The 18,912-nt window shown below is 62.3% G+C and carries 17 protein-coding genes; 8 read left to right on the top strand and 9 right to left on the bottom strand.

Going from position 1 to position 18,912, the window contains the following annotated elements; genetic code table 11:
- Nucleotides 1–27: 27 nt before the first annotated feature.
- The 3 genes from J3456_RS10615 to dxs are packed head-to-tail and all read left to right on the top strand — an operon-like array spanning nucleotide 28 to nucleotide 3,133.
- Nucleotides 28–270, top strand: coding sequence for an exodeoxyribonuclease VII small subunit (locus J3456_RS10615; RefSeq protein WP_067264990.1), 243 nt, complete (start codon nucleotides 28–30; stop codon nucleotides 268–270).
- Between the two features lie 8 nt (nucleotides 271–278).
- Nucleotides 279–1,163, top strand: coding sequence for a polyprenyl synthetase family protein (locus J3456_RS10620; RefSeq protein ID WP_349580224.1), 885 nt, complete (start codon nucleotides 279–281; stop codon nucleotides 1,161–1,163).
- 41 nt (nucleotides 1,164–1,204) lie between these two features.
- On the top strand, nucleotides 1,205–3,133 hold the full coding sequence (gene dxs, locus J3456_RS10625; protein ID WP_349580225.1) for a 1-deoxy-D-xylulose-5-phosphate synthase: 1,929 nt from the start codon (nucleotides 1,205–1,207) through the stop codon (nucleotides 3,131–3,133).
- On the opposite strand, the gene J3456_RS10630 is transcribed toward dxs, so the two are convergent.
- The 8 genes from J3456_RS10630 to J3456_RS10660 all read right to left on the bottom strand — a co-directional run bounded on the left by J3456_RS10630 (nucleotide 3,130) and on the right by J3456_RS10660 (nucleotide 11,310).
- Nucleotides 3,130–3,726, bottom strand: coding sequence for an exopolysaccharide biosynthesis protein (locus tag J3456_RS10630; protein WP_349580226.1), 597 nt, complete (start codon nucleotides 3,724–3,726; stop codon nucleotides 3,130–3,132). The two genes, dxs and J3456_RS10630, sit on opposite strands and share 4 nt — an antisense overlap.
- 26 nt (nucleotides 3,727–3,752) lie before the next feature.
- Nucleotides 3,753–4,607, bottom strand: a complete 855-nt coding sequence (locus J3456_RS10635; protein ID WP_349580260.1) for an SDR family oxidoreductase — start codon at nucleotides 4,605–4,607, stop codon at nucleotides 3,753–3,755.
- A gap of 51 nt (nucleotides 4,608–4,658) precedes the next feature.
- A complete protein-coding gene (locus J3456_RS10640) occupies nucleotides 4,659–5,357 on the bottom strand; it encodes a YjbF family lipoprotein (protein ID WP_349580227.1) in 699 nt (232 codons plus the stop codon).
- The gene (locus J3456_RS10645) at nucleotides 5,354–6,985 is read right to left on the bottom strand and encodes a YjbH domain-containing protein (RefSeq protein WP_502989502.1); all 1,632 of its coding nucleotides are present in this window, start codon (nucleotides 6,983–6,985) and stop codon (nucleotides 5,354–5,356) included. The genes J3456_RS10640 and J3456_RS10645 overlap by 4 nt, the downstream gene beginning before the upstream one ends.
- Nucleotides 6,918–7,664: a YjbH domain-containing protein gene (locus J3456_RS19410; protein WP_502989503.1), complete on the bottom strand. Its 747-nt coding sequence runs from the start codon at nucleotides 7,662–7,664 to the stop codon at nucleotides 6,918–6,920. The genes J3456_RS10645 and J3456_RS19410 overlap by 68 nt, the downstream gene beginning before the upstream one ends.
- 12 nt (nucleotides 7,665–7,676) lie before the next feature.
- Nucleotides 7,677–9,560, bottom strand: a complete 1,884-nt coding sequence (locus J3456_RS10650; protein ID WP_349580228.1) for a polysaccharide biosynthesis protein — start codon at nucleotides 9,558–9,560, stop codon at nucleotides 7,677–7,679.
- 243 nt (nucleotides 9,561–9,803) lie between these two features.
- The gene (locus J3456_RS10655) at nucleotides 9,804–10,415 is read right to left on the bottom strand and encodes a sugar transferase (protein ID WP_349580229.1); all 612 of its coding nucleotides are present in this window, start codon (nucleotides 10,413–10,415) and stop codon (nucleotides 9,804–9,806) included.
- Between the two features lie 10 nt (nucleotides 10,416–10,425).
- Nucleotides 10,426–11,310: an NAD-dependent epimerase/dehydratase family protein gene (locus J3456_RS10660; RefSeq protein WP_349580230.1), complete on the bottom strand. Its 885-nt coding sequence runs from the start codon at nucleotides 11,308–11,310 to the stop codon at nucleotides 10,426–10,428.
- Between the two features lie 152 nt (nucleotides 11,311–11,462).
- Between J3456_RS10660 and J3456_RS10665 the strand changes: the two genes are divergently transcribed.
- Complete coding sequence (locus tag J3456_RS10665) at nucleotides 11,463–12,581, top strand: polysaccharide biosynthesis/export family protein (protein WP_349580231.1); 1,119 nt, start codon at nucleotides 11,463–11,465, stop codon at nucleotides 12,579–12,581.
- 6 nt (nucleotides 12,582–12,587) lie between these two features.
- On the opposite strand, the gene J3456_RS10670 is transcribed toward J3456_RS10665, so the two are convergent.
- Nucleotides 12,588–13,832 carry a glycosyltransferase family 4 protein gene (locus J3456_RS10670; RefSeq protein WP_349580232.1) on the bottom strand — a complete coding sequence of 415 codons (1,245 nt, stop codon included), beginning with the start codon at nucleotides 13,830–13,832 and terminating at the stop codon, nucleotides 12,588–12,590.
- 123 nt (nucleotides 13,833–13,955) lie between these two features.
- Between J3456_RS10670 and ade the strand changes: the two genes are divergently transcribed.
- From ade to J3456_RS10690, 4 genes are all read left to right on the top strand, one after another.
- A complete protein-coding gene (gene ade, locus J3456_RS10675; RefSeq protein WP_349580233.1) occupies nucleotides 13,956–15,758 on the top strand; it encodes an adenine deaminase in 1,803 nt (600 codons plus the stop codon).
- Nucleotides 15,755–17,218 carry an AMP nucleosidase gene (locus tag J3456_RS10680; protein WP_067624625.1) on the top strand — a complete coding sequence of 488 codons (1,464 nt, stop codon included), beginning with the start codon at nucleotides 15,755–15,757 and terminating at the stop codon, nucleotides 17,216–17,218. Before ade ends, J3456_RS10680 begins: the two co-directional genes overlap by 4 nt.
- A 127-nt stretch (nucleotides 17,219–17,345) precedes the next feature.
- Nucleotides 17,346–17,633, top strand: coding sequence for an HU family DNA-binding protein (locus J3456_RS10685; protein ID WP_007118569.1), 288 nt, complete (start codon nucleotides 17,346–17,348; stop codon nucleotides 17,631–17,633).
- Nucleotides 17,634–17,988: 355 nt separating this feature from the next.
- On the top strand, nucleotides 17,989–18,858 hold the full coding sequence (locus tag J3456_RS10690; protein ID WP_067942611.1) for a DMT family transporter: 870 nt from the start codon (nucleotides 17,989–17,991) through the stop codon (nucleotides 18,856–18,858).
- Nucleotides 18,859–18,912: the final 54 nt, after the last annotated feature.

Genomic DNA, 18,912 nt, shown 5'->3' on the forward strand with positions numbered 1-18,912 from the left:
GCGAAATTCCGACCAACGAGGCGCGCAATGTCTGACACACCCGTAGAAGAGATGAACTTTGAGACCGCCATGGCCGAGCTTGAGAAAGTTTTGGGCCAGCTTGAAAACGGTAATGTCGCATTGGACGAAAGCATCGCGCTTTACGAACGCGGGGCCAAGCTTAAGGCGCGCTGTGAAACCAAGCTGAAAGAGGCCGAGGAAAAGGTCGCCGCGATCACCCTTGATGGTGATGGCAACCCCAATGGGCTGAAACCCGTCGAAGGGCTTTGACCGGCTGCATGACCTTCCAGCCCACCCCCCATCCCTTGGCAGAGGCGCTTGCCCATGCCCGTGATCTGGCACAGGCGCAGATCGAAGCGGCCTTGGCCGAGCGCAAAGGCGCGGTGGCCGAGGCGATGCGCTATGCCTGCGGCGGTGGCAAAGGGCTGCGCGCCTTTCTGGTGATCGAATCTGCGCGGCTGCATGGCATCGCCCCCGGCATGGCCGCCCCAGCCGCGGGCGCGATTGAGGCGCTGCACGCCTATTCGCTGGTGCATGACGATCTGCCCTGTATGGACGACGACGACCTGCGCCGGGGCCAGCCCACGGTGCACCGCAAATGGGATGAGGCGACCGCCGTTCTCGCTGGGGATGCGCTGCAAACGCTGGCCTTTGAACTGCTTGGGCAAGTGGCCTGCCCTGCAGAGGCGCGGCTGGCCTTGATGACGAGCCTCGCCCAAACGGCAGGCGTCGGCGGCATGGTCGGCGGTCAAGCGCTGGACATCGCCGCCGAGACCGCGCCCACCCCATTGTCGCTGGCCGAGATTACGGCGCTTCAGGCAGGCAAGACCGGCGCTTTGATCGAATGGTCCGCCATGGCCGGGCCGCGCATGGCCGGGGCCGATGCCACGGCGCTTGGCCAATATGCCAAACACCTTGGCCTCGCCTTTCAAATCGCTGATGATATTCTCGATGTCGAAGGCGACGCCGAGACCGTGGGCAAAGCCGTGGGCAAAGACGACGCAGCGGGCAAAGCAACCTTTGTGTCCCACCTCGGTCTGGCCGGGGCCAAGACCCGCGCCGCCGAATTGGTGGACATGGCCTGTGACGCCCTATCTGAATATGGACCAGAGGCGCAGAGCTTGCGAGCCGCTGCTGCCTTCGTTATTGCCCGCGACAGCTAGCCGGGCGGCACATGCGCCAATGCGGCACCAGAGAGGCCCCGATGAGTGACAAACCCGCCACCCCCCTGCTTGATCAGGTCACCCGCCCTGCGGACCTGAAACGCCTGTCCGATGCCGAACTGACCCAAGTCGCGCGCGAGTTGCGGGCCGAGACGATCTCGGCCGTGTCGGAAACCGGCGGACACTTGGGCGCAGGGCTTGGCGTGGTGGAGCTGACCGTGGCGCTGCATGCGGTCTTTGACACCCCGCGCGACAAGATCATCTGGGACGTCAGCCACCAATGCTACCCGCATAAAATCCTCACCGAACGCCGCGACCGTATTCGCAGCCTGCGGATGAAGGACGGGTTGTCGGGCTTCACCAAACGCAGCGAATCCCCCTACGACCCCTTCGGCGCGGCGCATAGCTCGACCTCGATCTCGGCTGCGCTCGGCTTTGCCGTGGGCCGCGATCTGGGCGGCGTGATCCCCGAAGGACTGGGCGACGCGATTGCCGTGATCGGCGACGGCGCGATGAGCGCGGGCATGGCCTATGAGGCGCTCAACAATGCAGGCGATCTGAAAAAACGGCTGATCGTCATCCTCAACGACAACGAGATGTCCATCGCCCCGCCCGTGGGCGCGATGTCAAGCTACCTCAGCCGCCTCTACGCCGAAGCGCCGTTTCAGGACTTCAAAGCCGCCGCCAAAGGCGCGGTGAGCCTGTTGCCCGAACCGTTCCGCGAAGGCGCGAAACGCGCCAAGGATATGCTCAAGGGCATGGCCGTCGGCGGCACCCTGTTCGAGAACCTCGGCTTTTCCTACCTCGGCCCGATCAACGGGCACGACATGGACCAGTTGCTGCCCGTGCTGCGCACCGTGCACCAACGTGCGACGGGGCCGATCCTGATCCACATCCAGACCCAAAAGGGCAAGGGCTATGGCCCCGCCGAGGCCGCGCGCGACCGGGGCCATGCCACGGCCAAGTTCAACGTGGTGACGGGCGAGCAAAAGAAAGCCCCCTCCAACGCGCCGAGCTATACCCGCGTTTTCGCCGACAGCCTGCTGGCTGAGGCTGCTGTGGATGACAAGATCTGCGCCGTGACCGCCGCGATGCCCGACGGCACCGGGTTGGACCTTTTCGCCGAACGCTACCCCAGCCGTTGCTTTGACGTGGGCATCGCCGAACAGCACGGCGTGACCTTTTGCGCGGGGCTGGCGGCGGCGGGGATGAAACCCTTCTGCGCGATGTATTCCACCTTCCTGCAACGCGGTTACGACCAAGTCGTGCATGATGTCGCAATTCAGCGTCTGCCCGTGCGCTTCGCCATCGACCGCGCCGGGCTGGTGGGGGCCGATGGGCCAACGCACGCGGGCGCATTCGACGTGGCCTTCCTTGCCAACCTGCCGGGTTTCGTGGTGATGGCCGCCGCGGACGAGGCCGAGTTGCGCCATATGGTCGCCACCGCCGCTGCCCATGACGAAGGCCCCATCGCCTTCCGCTATCCGCGCGGCGAAGGGCGCGGGGTCGAGATGCCAGAGCGCGGCACGCCACTGGAAATCGGCAAGGGCCGGATGATCCGGGAGGGCAGCAAGGTTGCGCTCTTGTCCTTTGGCACGCGGCTCGAAGAAGTTGAGAAAGCGGCAGAGCAGCTTGCGGCCAAGGGCATCACCCCCACCATCGCCGATGCGCGTTTCGCCAAGCCGCTGGACCGCGACATGATCCTGAAACTGGCCGAAGACCACGAAGCACTGATCACCATCGAAGAGGGTGCCGTGGGCGGCTTTGGCAGCCATGTGGCGCAACTGCTGGCGGATGAAGCTGTCTTTGATAAGGGGCTAAAATTCCGCTCCATGGTGCTGCCCGATACTTTCATCGATCAGGCCAGCCCGGCGGATATGTATGCGGTGGCCGGGATGAACGCGGAACAGATCATCGCCAAAGTCCTTGAGGTGCTCGGCATCGGCGATCTGGACGCGCAGCGCGCCTAGCTGCTGGCGGCGGTCAGCACCAGCAGGGCGCCCGCGCTCAGCGTGATCGCCACGCAGAGATAGCCCAAAAGCACAAACAGCCCGTCGCGGGTAAAAAGGCCGAACACCAGCAGCGCCACGGTGGCAGCGCCGAGCGATGACATCATCGGCAAGACCTCCATAAAGGGCCAGCCGAGCGGGATGATCGTGACCACGACAAGCGTGATGAACCGCATCGGGCCGGTGGTGAGGAACTGAAGACGCGGCTTGCAGCGCCCGTCGACAAAGGCGCAAGGACGGCGCAAAAAGCGCACGCAGCCGCTCAACCGATGGCCCGCCACTTCACGCCGCAACAGAAACTGCGGCATCCAAAGCCTGCGCCGCCCGGTAACGGCCTGCACCGCCAAAAGGATGATCGTCACTGCCGCAAGGGTCGAGACGCCGGGAATCCCCGATAGGGGCGAGACCAGCAACAAGGCGACAATCAGGATCAGCGGTGTGATGGAACGGTCGCCGATCTCATGCAGCACATCGTTGATCGATACCGTCTCCTTCTCTGCCGCGCGCTCCATACTGTCGAGCAGATAGGCCAACGTGTGTTCGTCTTGACGCATTCGGTGCCTCGGGCGGTGCCACGGGTTCAGTCATCCGCCCCCAGCAGCGCGGCCAGACCCGAGCGATAATCAGGGTAGATCGGTTGCCAGCCCAACGCCGCCTTGGCGTGATCGTTCCGGACCTTCTTGCTCTCCGCATAAAAGCTGCGGGCCATGGGGGTCATCTCGGCCTCGTCGAAGTTCACCGCCGGGGGCAAGGGCAGGCCCAAAAGAGCGGCAGCGTGGCCGATCACATCTTGGGGCGGAGCGGGGTCGTCATCACACAGGTTGTAGATCGCCCCCGGCTGCGGTTTTGCCAACGACAATTCCAGCGCTTGGGCGATATCCTCCACATGGATCCGCGAAAAGACTTGGCCCTGCTTGATGATGCGCCGCGCCGTGCCCTTGCGCACCTTGGCAAATGGCCCGCGTCCGGGGCCGTAGATGCCCGCCAGCCGAAAGATATGCAGCGGCAGTCCGGGGATCGCGCCCCATGCCGCCTCGGCCTGCACCCGCGCCGCGCCGCGTCGGGTGGAGGGGGCGAGCGGCGTGGTCTCGTCCACCCAATCGCCGCCGTGGTCTCCGTAGACGCCCGTGGTCGACAGATAGCCCGCCCACCGCAGATGCGGGGCAGCAGCGGTGACCTGATCCTGCAACTCCAGCAGGACCGGATCGCCCTCCGGCCCCGGCCCGGCAGAGACCAGCAGGTTCGGCACCTTTTGCAAAAGCGGGCTCAGATCGTCGCCGGGCCAGAGCATCGGCTCCACCCCCGTCGCGGCAATCTCTTTAAGCTTTTCGGGGCTGCGCGTGGTGCCGATGATGCGCCAGCCCTGCGGGATCAACCGGGCGGCCAATGCGCGCGCGCTATAGCCATGCCCAAGGGAAAGAAGCGTTTTATCCATCTCGCCAAAGTGGCCCGCGCGGGCTGCGATCACAAGCGCCAAGCGGAGATTTTAATCTTTCAAAAGGTCGATCGCCATATAGCCGAATTGCGGCCCGGCCCATTGCCGCGAACGGCGGAGTTTGCCGGTACCGACCTCGGCCCAATAGTCATTGCTGAAGGTCGTTGTGCCATAGACGCAATCCTCACGGAAATGACGCACGGACAGGCGACGGTCCACGATCTGGATCGTTTCCGGCCCCAGATGGGTTACATCGCAGGCAAAGGGCACCGTCTGTGCCGTGCCATCCAGCCGCGCCAGCGTGATCAGCCTTTCGCCGCCGCCACCCTGCCCGTCTAGCGCCGCGATCACCGTTTGCGCTTGGGCCGAGCGCATATCGCCACCAAGCCCCTTGGTGCCAACCAGCACGCCTTCGCGCAGGACAATCTGAGCCTGATCCGTGGATTGCCAGACCTCGACCATCCCCGGCGTGCCATCAGACCGCCGAGCGACACGTTTCAGAAAGTCCTGCAGCCCGGTGTTTTCCGGCACCACCTGCATGACCGCGCCGGGCGTCTGATCCAGCAGCGTGCGGGTCACTGTCACCCGCCCCTTGGCTGGCGCCTCGGGCCCGGTGCGGTCTTTGAGAATGCTAAACAACGTGCTGCCCGCGCTAAACAGCGGGCTGCGTTCCTCTTCGCGCCCTCCGCCCGCGCAGGCGCTCAGGGTAAGGCTGGCGATCAACAAAAGACCGGTTGCAAAATGCTTCATTCCCAGACCCTCGACCATTGATCTTCCAGTGAATTGCGATGGCCACTGCGCACCTGTTCATAAAGCCGGCCCGGCACCTGAAGCCGCGCCCCGCCATCCCGCTGGATCGGTCGGATCGTGGTAGACACGCTGCGTTTGTCCGGCTCGCCCAAGAACCAACCGATGGGGATCGTCAGGTTGATGCCCTTTTCAAAAGACCCCTCGCCAAACTCTTCGGCCGAGACATCCGTGATGGTGAAAAAGCCGCCGACCTTCCAGCCGTTGGTAAATTCGCGCGTCAGGGTCACGGTCGCACCGACATCACCGGCCAGATAGCGGCCCACGTCCAATTGACCATGATAGCCGCCGCCAAAGGCGTAATAGGCCGAGACATGGCCCGTCGCCACGCTGTAATCGAGAAAGCCCAAAGCACCGTCGTAATCGCGCTGCTTCACGTAATTCGCCTCGACCCCAAGAGCGAGATTGCTGTTCACGGGTTTCCACAGCAATTCGGCCGAGACGCCTCCGAACATCCGTTCAAGATAGCCTGCCGTGACCCGCGCATAGAGGTCATTTCCGGGCTTCCATTGCTTGCTCACATAGGCATTGTCGATGATCGTCTCGCCTTCGCGGGCATAGCGCGGCCCCTCAGTACGGACGGTCGGAAGCCTTGAATTGCTCGGCGTCGTCTTATCGCCCACAGAGCCAAAAAGACGGTGCTTCAGACCGCCTGCGACGGTCCAGCCCGGCGCGGGGCGATAGCTGGCCGTGACCTCCACGCCGCCATCCAGGCGAACCGGCTCTTCCGGGTCGAAATAGCTGGGTGACAGATAGGGGCCGATGGACCAGGCGAAATCCGGGTAGAGGTCGTCATTTTCCATCGCGCCGGGCAGCCGGGGAGTGGCCTCACCGATGCCTGCCACCGCCAGCAGCGCGTCAGCGGCCTGCGGGTCAAACTCCAAAGCCTCAAGGTCAGAGCGGCGCAGGGTCACGGCGGATTGCGCCAAACCCTCTTCGACCAAGACGACGCGGAAGGTCTCAACCGAGGCGGGCAGCACCCACGCCAGTGCGCGCGCACCACGCCCCACAGCGACCGCCGGGGCCTGATACCGGTCATTGCGCAACCGCAACTCGGCCTTCGCGGAATCAAGCGTCAGCGCCACGAGGGAAAGACCGCTGGCATCCAGTACCTCTTTCACCTGATCGCGCAGGCTGCGCTGCTGGTTGGTGCTGGCGGCCCATTGCGTATCCCAAGCCGCCGGAGAGGTGGCGCGGCTGGGGCGTACCTTGAGCGGCGCGACCGGGGTAATCTTGACCGGCGTCAGCGGCTTGCGGGGGTTCAACTGGTATTGCAGGTTCACCCCGATCTCGGACCCATAGAGATAATAGGCCCCCAACCGCAGCCCGTCGGAATATTGGTATTCGGTGCCGAAGTTGAACTGCGATTTACGGGTAAAGATCTCGCGCGAGCCGTCTTCGGTCTCATAGGCGTCGGAACTGTATTCCGCCTTGAGGGTCCAACGGTCATTCACCGCCCACTCTACCCCGGCGAAGGGCGCAGCCGACCCGCGAAACCATTGATCAAACGAAGGTTTGCCCCCCCGTGCTGCCCCCGACAAAAGAGCCGCGGTTGCCACCAAAGGGCGCACCGATGCTGCCGTGGCTGCCCAGACGCCCCCACCCCAGACCGCCGGTCACCTTGACGCGCCCGGGCAGCAGCGTGTTGTCGAAAGTCTTGGTCGCGACGACATATTCCCCCGCGTAAATCCCAGTGCCTGCGAAATCCTGCAGACCTACGGTGATCGCAGGCCAGAAAGCGTCTTCCTTTTTCAGCATATAGCGCAGGTCAAAGCTTCGGTCGCGATAGGTATCGAAATTGCCGGGAACGACATCGGTCCAATCCCGAATTCCAACGTAGCGAAAGCTGGCCGACAGGCGCGGTGTGGCCTGAAAGGTCAAGGTGGTGCGCGTCATACCTGCAAAGTTTGAGACCCCGATGGCAAGCTGCCCGTCCGGCAGCGCATGAGCGGTTGGCATATCGACCAGACCCGGCGAGCCGTAAAAGTTGAGCGAAGGACGCTCGGGGGTTTCAAAGATGTCGTAGGTCGGATCAGCCAGCGCAACACCGGGCAGCGCCACCCCCGCCAAGAGCATCGACACCAGCGGCCCACGGTTCAGCCTACGCATTCCTGTTTTCGTCCGCTGATCCACAAAGCGCCCCTTACCTGCGATATTGTTGGCTAGATTTGGCACGGACAGCCCCTGCAAATCAATCTCTGTCCCGCCACCGTTTTGCCGCGCGCCGCGACCGCGGCAATATCGCGACATGTAACGGTCCGGTCAGGAGGATTTTCTCAGCGCCTCGGACGGGGCGAAGCCTTCGACCCAGCGGTAGACAACCTGACGGGCCAGATCTTCGTCATTGGCGACAAGTGCTTCGCGCAAGTCCCGCAGGACCGAGGCGATTTCCAGTTCGTTCAATCCGTTTTCCCGCGCGGAATAGATCTTGGGATGCGCCGTGTTGATAAGCAAACCGCTCAGCGTCAGCTCCTCTGTCATCTTCTCGCCGGGGCGCAGGCCGGTGATCTCGATCTCGATATCGCCATCGGGGTTGTCTTCGTCTCGAACGGTGTATCCGGCCGTTTCAATCACTTGCCGCGCAAGTTTCAAGATGGGCACGGGCTTGCCCATGTCCAGAACAAAAACCTCGCCCCCTTGGGCCAACGATCCGGCCTGCAAGACCAGACGCACGGCCTCTTCCACCGTCATAAAGTAGCGCGCCACGCCCCGATCCGTCACCGTCAACGGGCCACCGCGGCTAACCTGCTCTTGAAACAGCGGCACGACAGACCCGGACGACCCCAACACATTGCCAAAGCGGACCATGGAATAGATGACACCGCCCTCGCCGCCATATTTGCGCGCCATATCCTGAATGACGAGTTCGGCAAGCCGCTTGGACCCGCCCATGATATTGGTCGGGCGCACGGCCTTGTCGGTCGATACCAGAATGAAACGCTCCACGCCCGCGCGGGCGGCCTGCTCGGCCAGCGCCTGTGTGCCCAGAACATTGTTCACCAGCCCTGAGAGCGGGTTCGCCTCGACCAGCGGGACATGTTTATAGGCCGCGGCATGAAGGATCACATTGACCCCGTGCTGCGACAGCACTTTGCGCAGCTGCCGGGTATCCGTAACCGTACCCAGGACCGAGATGATTTCGATGTCGCTGCCCTCGGCCAACTGCCGGATCTCCATGTCGGCGTTGTAGAGGGCCAGTTCGCTTAGTTCGAAAAGCACCAGTTTGGTGGGCCGACAAAGCAGAACCTGACGGCAAAGCTCCGACCCGATGGAGCCGCCCGCACCAGAGACGAAAACCACCTTACCGGCATAGCTCTCTCCGCCTTCGTTGATCAAAGGGGTGATTTCATCGCGGTTCAGGAATCGACGCGGAGAAACGGGGGAAAGCTTGTCGACCAAAGCCTCTTCGCCGATCAGCTGCGCGAAGGACGGAAGGGTCTGCACCTCCAGACCCAGCTTCTCCAACCGTCGGGCGATCTGCGCCTGCTTGGGGGTGCTTAGCGAGGGCACGGCCAGCAACACGCGGTCGATCTGCTTTTCGACGACAAGTTCAGCGATGCCGCGCGAGGAATAGACCGGCAGTTTTGAGACGTTGAGCCCCTGCAGCGCAATGTTGTCATCGACAAAGGCGATAGGCTCAATCGTTTCATGGCCGCGCAGCGCCGAGACCAGCTGTGTCCCCGTGGTGCCCGCGCCATAGATCAGAACACGGCAGCGCGCGTCGCCGGTTCGGTAGATTTGCAGCACGATATGCAACAAGATTACCCGCGACAGCACCACCAGAGAGAAAAAGATCGCCCCGAACATGACATGCACGCCCAGCGGGAAATCCAGCCCCAGAAGGGACGCGCCAACCAGGGATACGCCCGCTAGGGTGGTCCCCAAAATTGCGGTGCTACCGACCGCTGCGGTCTCATAGGCGTTCAATTGTGTGCTACAGACCCCCAAACGGATCGATACGAGCACACCAACGATCAGAGTAAGCGGTAGAACCGGAGCATAGTTGGCGAGTGTTTCGAGAAGGTGCTCAGGCAGCCCGCGCACAGCCAAGGCGGCAATTGTGGAAACAACGATCAAAAGGGAGTCGAGCGCCAGCATGATCACGCGCTTTTGCCGCTTGGTCAGCGACTTGATGATGCTCAGCATGCGCCGTCTCCTGTCTACGTGTATATTAGCGACCGCGATGCGCCCGATACGTATTAGTAGCTCTCTTCCGTCCATGAAGCTCTTTCTGAGCACCAACAAGCGTAAAAACAGTAAATAGCGCTCAAGGTGTCACCAATCGAACCCGGATTCGCTTAAATTTTCAGCAGACAATGCCATGATTTCGTAAAAAACACCAATTCTTAACTAATCTGCCCCCGGTCATGTTGCGAACCACCGCAAACCTCATCTGCGCCTAAAGAGGTTGCTAATAGTTTGAAACACCAGATCAAAGTCGTAACACGTGCTTTGATGGCGCTGATATATCAGATCAAGTTGGGCTTTGCGCGGGACGCAGATGCGACAATAGACACGGTCGGTCTCTTCCGGGGTCTCGCAGCGCGACAACAGCCGTTCTTCGTGTTTGTGAAACCGGATCGTGGCCAACCCCGTCACGCCAGGCCGGGATTTCAGAACCTCGGCATAGACCTTGGGAAAACGCTCCACATATTCGCGCAGCGGCGGACGCGGGCCGACAAAGCTTAGATCGCCGCGCAGGATATTCCAAAGCTGGGGAAACTCATCCAAGCGCCGCGCCCTGAGCCATGCGCCGGTGGGAGTGATCCGCGCGGCCTTGTTGCCGCCCGATACGCCCTGATCCTTCTCTGCCACGGTCATCGTACGCAGTTTCCAAAGGTTGAAACTCTGCTCAGGCGCTTTCATCCGCTCGGCCACATGAAAAAGGGGCCGCCCCTCTTTCAGCAGCAGCCAGACCAGCAACCCCAGCAGGATCGGCCCCAAGATGATGACAAGCAGGCTGGCGAAGAACAGATCGAAGATGCGCTTGCGCCACGTCATTGAAGGGTCTTCATCGTTTATTCGTATCCTGCTGCCATTCACGTACCAAACCGGCGGGCGTTTGAGTTTCTGGCGTGAAATCGACGTGGCATTCAAGCGCATTCGTATCCAGCCGCACCTCAGGAATGGCGGTGGCCGGGGCCGGTTTGGGCTGCCACGCCAGCCCCGCCGCATCGAGCAGTGCCCCCATTTGCACCGCGCCGGGGGCCGCGATATTCAAAACGGTCGGCAGGTCGTCCACATGGCAGAGCGCGCAGAGCACCCGCGCCAAGGTCACCGGCCCGATGTAGCTGCGGCTTGGCGTGGCGCCATCGGGGAAGCAATCAATCTGCATTTTCGGTTGCCAACCGCCAAGGATCGCATCCGCACCGGCCACATTGCCGATCCGCAGCGCGGTGACGGCAGTCTTGCCTTGCGCTTCTCGCACCGCCTGTTCCATCGCCAGCTTCTGCCTGCCGTACTCCGAAAGCGGAGCGCAGGGCATATCCTCTCGCAGGGGGCCGTCTTGCGCGCCATAGACCGCTGCGGAAGAGGCAACAAAAAACCGGGGGACCGCCGCCGCCTCTGCCAGTTTCAGCGCGGCGAGGGCGAGGGTGACGTTATCCTCCAGCGCTGCGCCGCAGGCCCCCGCCCGGGCCGGGGTCACCCCGGCCAAAGCGATCACCGCCCGCGCCCCACGCGCGGCGGAAATCGCCGCATCGCTTGGCCCCTCTCCCGCTGCTGGCAGATCGAAATTGTAAAATCCGGGTCGTGGCTGACGCGACTGGCTGCGCAGAGCCTCCGGTTCAGGCCAATGACGGCGCAGCATGCTGCCCAAACGCCCCGTCGCGCCCAGCAAGAGAACCCCGTCAAAATCCGCCCGGCCGCTTGAAACCGCGCTGTCTTTTGTAGTCATTGACGCCATAGGTTCAGCCTCTATCCTGAGGGACTAGAATTTCGGATGGGGGCCGGGTTTACAACATCCTTTGCAAGCCGCCAATTAACACTGCATACAGGCACAAGTACCCCGGTTTACCGGTGAAACACCAGAAAGCGACTGCGCATCTCATGAAGCACCTGAGCAAACTGTTCCTCTTGGCCCTGATGACCTTCTCGCTGGCGGCATGCAGCAACCTTCCACGTGGTGCAGCCATCCAAAAAGAAGTCACCGAGGAAGCGGCCGCGCCGGATGCCGATATCGCCGTTTACCCCGTCACCCGTGCCTTCCTGCCCAGTGTTGCTCAGTGGCCCCGCACCGGCGAAAGACGCCATGGCTGGATCGGTGCCAGCCGAGGGTCGAACGCCCAAGTCATCCGCCCCGGTGATCGGCTGGACATTCTGGTTTGGGACAGCAGCGACAACTCGCTGCTGACTTCACCAAGCCAACAGGTTGCCACCCTGTCCGGCATTCGCGTCTCGGAGAGCGGGACGATTTTCATGCCCTATATCGGCAAGGTTCAGGTCTCGGGCCGGACCCCGGATTCAGCGCGGCAATTGCTTCAGCGTCGGCTTGAGACGATCGTGCCTTCGGCACAGGTGCAACTGGCCATGACCGAAGGGCGCAGCAACTCCGTCGATCTGGTGAGCGGCGTGAGCAGCCCCGGCAACATCCTGATGCCCGACAATAACTTTACGGTGCTGGCGGCGATCTCGGCTGGTGGCGGGGTGCAAAGCGGCATCGAAAACCCGCAGGTCAAACTGATGCGCGGCTCAAACATCTATACCACGTCGATCAACCGGCTTTATGAAAACCCCAGCCTTGATACCCGGCTGATCGGGGGCGACAAACTGATCATCGAGGATGACCGCCGTTACTTCCTGTCGCTGGGTGCCGCCGGAAGGGAGGCACAGTTTCCCTTTAACCGCGATGAGGTCTCTGCGCTGGATGCGCTGGCGATCATCGGTGGGGTGAACGAATCCCGCGCCGACCCCGAGGGCATTTTGATCCTGCGCGAATACCCCGCCAGCGCGGTCAGCGCCGGGGTGCGCGGCCCGCGCCGCACGCGGGTGGTGTTCACACTGGACCTGACCACATCTGACGGGCTGTTCTCGGCGCGGAATTTCCACATTCAATCCGGCGATCTGGTGCTTGCGACCGAAAGCCCACTGTCGGACACGCGCACCATTCTGGGCCTCGTCGGATCGGTCTTTGGGCTGGTGAACACCGCTGGAAACCTTGGCAACTGATCCCGGCTAGCTGATCCGTTTGCTGTCGGGCACCAATGCGCTGATCCGCGCGAGGTGTTCGGGCAGGCAGCGGGTAAGGAAATCGTAATGCTCAACCACATGCGCCCGCGCCGCCGGGCCGAGATGGGCGTGGTCCCGCGGATTGGCAAGCACCTCCACCACCTGCGCCGCCAGCGCATCGGGGTCAAAGAAATCCACCAGCAGCCCGGTCTTGCCATGGCTCACCGCCTCGCGCACCGGGGCCACATCAGAGGCCACGATCGTCGCTTGCATCGACATGGCTTCGAGCAGGGACCAAGACAGCACAAAAGGCATCGTCAGATAGATGTGACAGCGGCTGATCTGCACAAGCTTCTTGAAATCGGGGTATGGCACTTTGCCCACAAAATGCACCCGCTCCCAATCGACCTTGCCCTGCAGCTCTGCCGCCATCTCTCCGCGCAGCCCGCCGGGATGGTCGCTTTGCTTGCCGTAGGACACCTCATTGCCGCCGACGATCACCACCCGCGCAGTGGGCCGCTCGGCCAAGATACGCGGCAGAGCGCGCATCATCGTGTGAAAGCCCCGCGTCTTTTCCAGATTGCGCGCGACATAGGTGATGATCTCATCCTTGCGCGTCACGGGCTCGGCCAGACGCCCCAACCGCAGGCTAACATCCGGGTCGGGCAATAGCTGATCGGTGCGGATGCCGTCGTGGCAGACATAAAGCTTGCGGTGAAAGCTTTCGGGGAAACGGTCACGTTGCCAATGGGTCGGACAGTGGCCCAGATCGACGGTTTCGATATTGGCCAGCGGCACGATATTGCGCGCATGGTTAAGATAAGGCGCATGGGCCGAGATTTTCTCGGCTGGATCAAAACCGACCATCCCACCGGTCATGTTATAGTAATACTCGAAATAGCCGATGATCGGCACATCGGACCAAAGCTCTTTGAAAAAGCTTAACTCCCCCCAACCGACGTGGCCGATGATGATGTCGGGGCGAAAGCCCTCTTGCGTTTCGATCTGCCGGGCCGCGTTGACGGCCCCGAAACCATTGCCCGAGGCTTCTTCCCACACGCGCGACAGGCCATAGGCTTTGTCGTCGGGCCGATGATGGGGGCGGTAGACCCGGGTTTCGACGCCGGGCAGTTTTGGGGCGTTCTGACGCTGGGTCAGAAAATAAATCCGATGCCCGCCCGCCTGCGCCAGCAATTGCACCAACTCCCGGTATTGGCCGGGCATGTTCTGGTGCACAAAGAGAAAATTCATATAATTGTTCCGTAAATGCCTTGCGCGCCAGTTAGCCGCAAGCAGCGCGTTCTGGCAACATCGCGCGCCCTATCCGATGGCGTGATCGCTTGAACCTCCCCCGGCCCTATGTCACCTTTGGACATGACAGATAAAACGTTCCCCTCTTGGCCCGATGTGGCCGCGCAATTGGTCGAGGTCGCCGCCGGGCGGCGCGCGGCCGATACGATCATCACCGGCGGCATTTGGGTGAATGTGCACACCCGCGAATGCCTGCCCGATCACGACATCGCCATCGCCGCCGGGCGCATCGCCTTTGTCGGGCCGGACGCCAGCCACTGCCGCGGCGATGATACCCGCATTATCGAGGCCAATGGCCGCTATATGGTCCCCGGTCTTTGCGACGGGCATATGCATATTGAATCGACCATGCTCACCCCGGCGGAGTTCGCCCGCGCGGTGATCCCGCATGGCACGACTTCCGCCTTCACCGATCCGCATGAGATCGCCAATGTGCTGGGGCTGAACGGCGTGCGGATGATGCATGACGAAGCGCTGTCGCAGCCGATTAACATCTTCACGCAAATGCCCTCCTGCGCGCCTTCGGCCCCGGGGCTGGAAACCACGGGTTTTGAGATCACCGCCGAAGACGTGGCGGAAGCAATGGCATGGCCCGGCATCGTGGGCTTGGGCGAGATGATGAACTTCCCCGGTGTCAGCAACGCCGACCCGCAGATGCTGGCCGAGATTGCAGCGACCCAGCGGGCGGGCAAGACCGTGGGCGGGCATTACGCCTCGCCCGACCTCGGCCCCGCCTTTGCCGCCTATGTGGCGGGCGGTCCGGCGGATGACCATGAGGGCACCTGCGAAGCCGACGCGGTGGCGCGGATGCGGCAGGGCATGCGCTCGATGATCCGGCTCGGCTCGGCGTGGTATGACGTAAAGACACAGATCACCGCGATCACCGAAAAGGGGCTCGATCCGCGCAACATGATCCTGTGCACCGATGACAGCCACTCGGGCACCATCACCAACGAAGGGCATATGAACCGGGTGGTGCGTCATGCCATCGACTGCGGCTGCGATCCGTTGATTGCCTTGCAAATGGCGACGATCAACACCGCGACGCATTTCGGGTTGGAGCGGGAGATCGGCTCACTCACTCCGGGCCGTCGTGCTGATGTGATCCTGACCTCGGATCTTGCGAGCTTCCCGGTAGAGACGGTGATCGCACGCGGCGACGTGGTGGCGGAAGATGGCAAATGCCTTGTCGATTGCCCGCATTTCGACTGGCCTAACACTGCTCGCCAGACCGTAAACATGGCCCGAGACCTGAGCGCCGATGACTTCGACATCGCCGCACCCGAAGGCGCGAACGCCGTCACCGCCAATGTCATCGGCGTAGTCGAAAACCAAGCGCCCACACGCGCGCTGAAGTTTGAACTGCCCGTGACCGAAGGCCGCGTGCAGGGCACTGGCGAGGTTTGCCAGATCGCACTGGTCGAACGCCACCGCGCCACCGGGAGGGTGACCAACGCTTTCGTCTCGGGATTCGGCTATGAGGGGCGCATGGCCATGGCCTCGACCGTGGCGCATGACAGCCACCACATGATCGTCGTGGGCACCGATGCCGAGCAGATGGCGCTGGCCGCCAACCGGCTGCGCGAAGTCGGCGGGGGCATCACGATCTTCCGCGAGGGCGAGGAACTGGCGCTTGTCGCCCTGCCCATCGCCGGGCTGATGTCAGACCGCCCTGCCGCAGAGGTCGCCGCCGATGCCAAAGCCCTTGTGCAGGCGATGATCGACTGTGGCTGCAAGCTGAACAACGCCTATATGCAGCATTCGCTTTTGGCCCTTGTGGTGATCCCTGAGTTGCGGATCTCCGACCTTGGGCTGGTCGATGTGCAGAAATTTGAAATCATCCCATTGTTAGAGCCGCAAACATGACAACGATCCTAACCCCGGACACCCCGAACCCGGAAAGCTTCCGCGATGCGACAGCTGCTGTCGACCGCCTGACCGAACTTTATCAGCAGGCCACGACCTTCCTGCATGATGCCTTTGCCAAGGCGATGGAGACCTCGGCCCCCGATGCCCGCGTGCGTGCCTTTTATCCCGAACTGCGGTTTCGCACCTCGTCTTACGCCCATGTCGATACGCGGCTTTCCTTCGGCCATGTCTCCTCTCCCGGCACCTTCGCCGCGACGATCACCCGGCCCGATCTGTTTCGGAACTACCTGATCCAGCAAATCGGCCTGTTGATCGAAAACCACGATCAGCCGGTGATCGTCGGCCCCTCGACAACGCCGATCCCGGTGCATTTTGCCATGTCCGGCGATAATGCGCTGAACGTGCCGCAGGAAGGTGCTGCCGATTTCACCCTGCGCGATGTCTTTGACGTGCCGGACCTGTCGACCACCAATGACGATATCGTCAACGGCACCTATGTGCCCGAGGACGACGTGCGCCCGCTCGCGCCCTTTACCGCGCAGCGGGTCGATTACTCCCTCGCCCGGCTGGCGCATTACACCGCCACGGACCCCGAGCATTTCCAGACCCATGTGCTGTTTACGAACTACCAGTTCTATGTGACCGAGTTCGAGCAATACGCCCGCGAGATGCTGCGCGACCCCGAGAGCGGCTATACCGCCTTTGTCTCCACCGGCAATGCTGAGATCACCGATCCCGATGCGCCTTTGGCCGAGACGCTGAAGACCCCGCAGATGCCGACCTACCACCTGAAACGCGCCGACGGTTCGGGCATCACGCTGGTCAATATTGGCGTCGGCCCGTCCAACGCTAAAACGGCGACGGACCACATCGCCGTGCTGCGCCCCCATGCTTGGCTGATGGTCGGCCACTGTGCCGGGCTGCGCAATACGCAGGCACTGGGCGACTTTGTGCTGGCGCATGGCTACCTGCGCGAGGATCACGTTCTGGATGACGACCTGCCCGTCTGGGTGCCGATCCCGGCGCTGGCCGAGATCCAGATCGCGTTGGAGCAGTCGGTGGCGCAGGTCACGCAGTTGGAGGGCTATGAGCTCAAGCGCATTATGCGCACAGGCACCGTCGCCACCATCGACAACCGCAACTGGGAATTGCGCGACCAATCCGGCCCGGTGCAACGGTTAAGCCAATCCCGCGCCGTGGCGCTGGATATGGAAAGTGCCACCATCGCGGCCAACGGTTATCGCTTCCGGGTGCCCTATGGCACGCTGCTGTGTGTGTCAGACAAACCGCTGCACGGAGAGTTGAAGCTGCCCGGCATGGCCTCGGACTTCTACAAGACCCAAGTCGCGCGCCATCTGATGATCGGCATTCGCGCCATGGAACTGCTGCGACGTATGCCATTGGAGCGGATCCACAGCCGGAAACTTCGATCCTTCGACGAAACGGCGTTCCTATAGGGGTTAAAACAGCGGAAAATCGCATGTTTTCGCGTTTATAGCGCCACAATTCGTTGTGTTATCCCACAACATACCGTTACATTCCGGCCATGAGGCCCTAAAAAGCGGGCAGTCTAAGGAGAATAAAATGGCAAAACCGATGACCAAGACCCAGCTCGTTGCTGCTCTGGCAGAAGAGATGGACACCGACAAGAAATCCGCAGGCGCAGCGCTCGACGCCGTTTGCAACCTGATCACCCGTGAAGTGTCCGCCGGCGGTGCCGTGACCCTGCCGGGCGTTGGCAAAATCTATTGCCGTGAGCGCCCCGAGCGGATGGTCCGCAACCCCGCCACTGGCGAGCAGTTCAAGAAAGACGCCGACAAAGTGGTCAAGATGACCATCGCGAAGGCGCTGAAGGACAGCGTGAACGAGTAAGCCACTGGCTGAATGTTTACGGAAGGGTCGCCCTTGGGCGGCCCTTTTTTGTTGGCCACGAGGGCCATCGCCTGCCCGCGGGTCGGCGATCCAACCTTCTGACGTTGCCACTTTATGGCTCAGCCGTGATGTGCGCTCTCAATGTCGCGCCTAACCTCAACAAATCGCCTACCCGGTCGCACCAGCGGTGCGCCCAAACTACCACAGCACGCCTCTGGCGTGGCGGGCGGGCAGGCGATGGCCCGGCGCCTGCGGCTTGATTCCGGGCGGGGTGGCATACTTACCAGTTTTCCGCACCTTGCCCTCCCCCTTCAAACCCGCCATTGCTTAGCAAGTTCAGCACAGGAGGCACCTCATGGACATCCGCGCAATTCTCATGGGACTGGCCTTTGCCGTCATGTGGTCCTCGGCCTTCACCTCTGCCCGTATCATCGTGATGGACGCCTCGCCCCTGCTGGCCCTCTCTCTACGCTACCTGATCTCCGGCCTGATCGGTGTCGGCATCGCGCTGGCCTTGGGGCAAAGCTGGCGGCTCACCCCCGCGCAGTGGCGGGCGACGATCATCTTCGGCGTGCTGCAAAACGCGGTCTACCTCGGCCTGAACTTCATCGCCATGCAAACGATCGAAGCTTCTCTCGCCGCGATCATCGCGTCCACCATGCCGCTTCTCGTGGGCTTCGCCGCATGGGCGTTTTTGGGCGAAAAGCTGCGCCCCTTGGGCATCGCGGGACTGTTTGCCGGTGTCATTGGCGTCGCCATCATCATGGGCGCGCGTTTGGGTGGCCAAGTCGACCTCTATGGCCTCATCCTCTGCGCCATCGGCGTGGTGGCCCTCACCGCGGCCACCCTGCTTGTGCGCGGCGCGACATCGGGCGGCAACTTCCTTATGGTGGTGGGCCTGCAAATGCTTGTCGGCTGCGTGGCCCTCTCCATCGCCACCCTGCTGTTTGAGACACCCCGCATCGACCCCAGCCTACGCCTGACACTCGCCTTCGCCTATACCTGCCTCGTGCCCGGCCTTGCCGCCACCGTGGTCTGGTTCTGGCTCGTGAACCGCATCGGCGCCACGCGGGCGGCGACCTTCCACTTCCTCAACCCGTTCTTTGGCGTGGCCATCGCGGCCCTGCTGCTGGGCGAAACGCTGGGACCGCGCGACATCCTTGGCGTTGCCATCATCGCAGGCGGCATCCTTGCGGTGCAGATCTCGCGGCAACGCAAAGCATAACGCCAGTGTGAGCCGCAAACCCTTTGAATTTCACCGCCACACCCCATCTAATAG

Origin of the sequence: Sulfitobacter sp. NFXS29 (assembly GCF_040148765.1) — a bacterium.
Classification (GTDB): domain Bacteria; phylum Pseudomonadota; class Alphaproteobacteria; order Rhodobacterales; family Rhodobacteraceae; genus Sulfitobacter.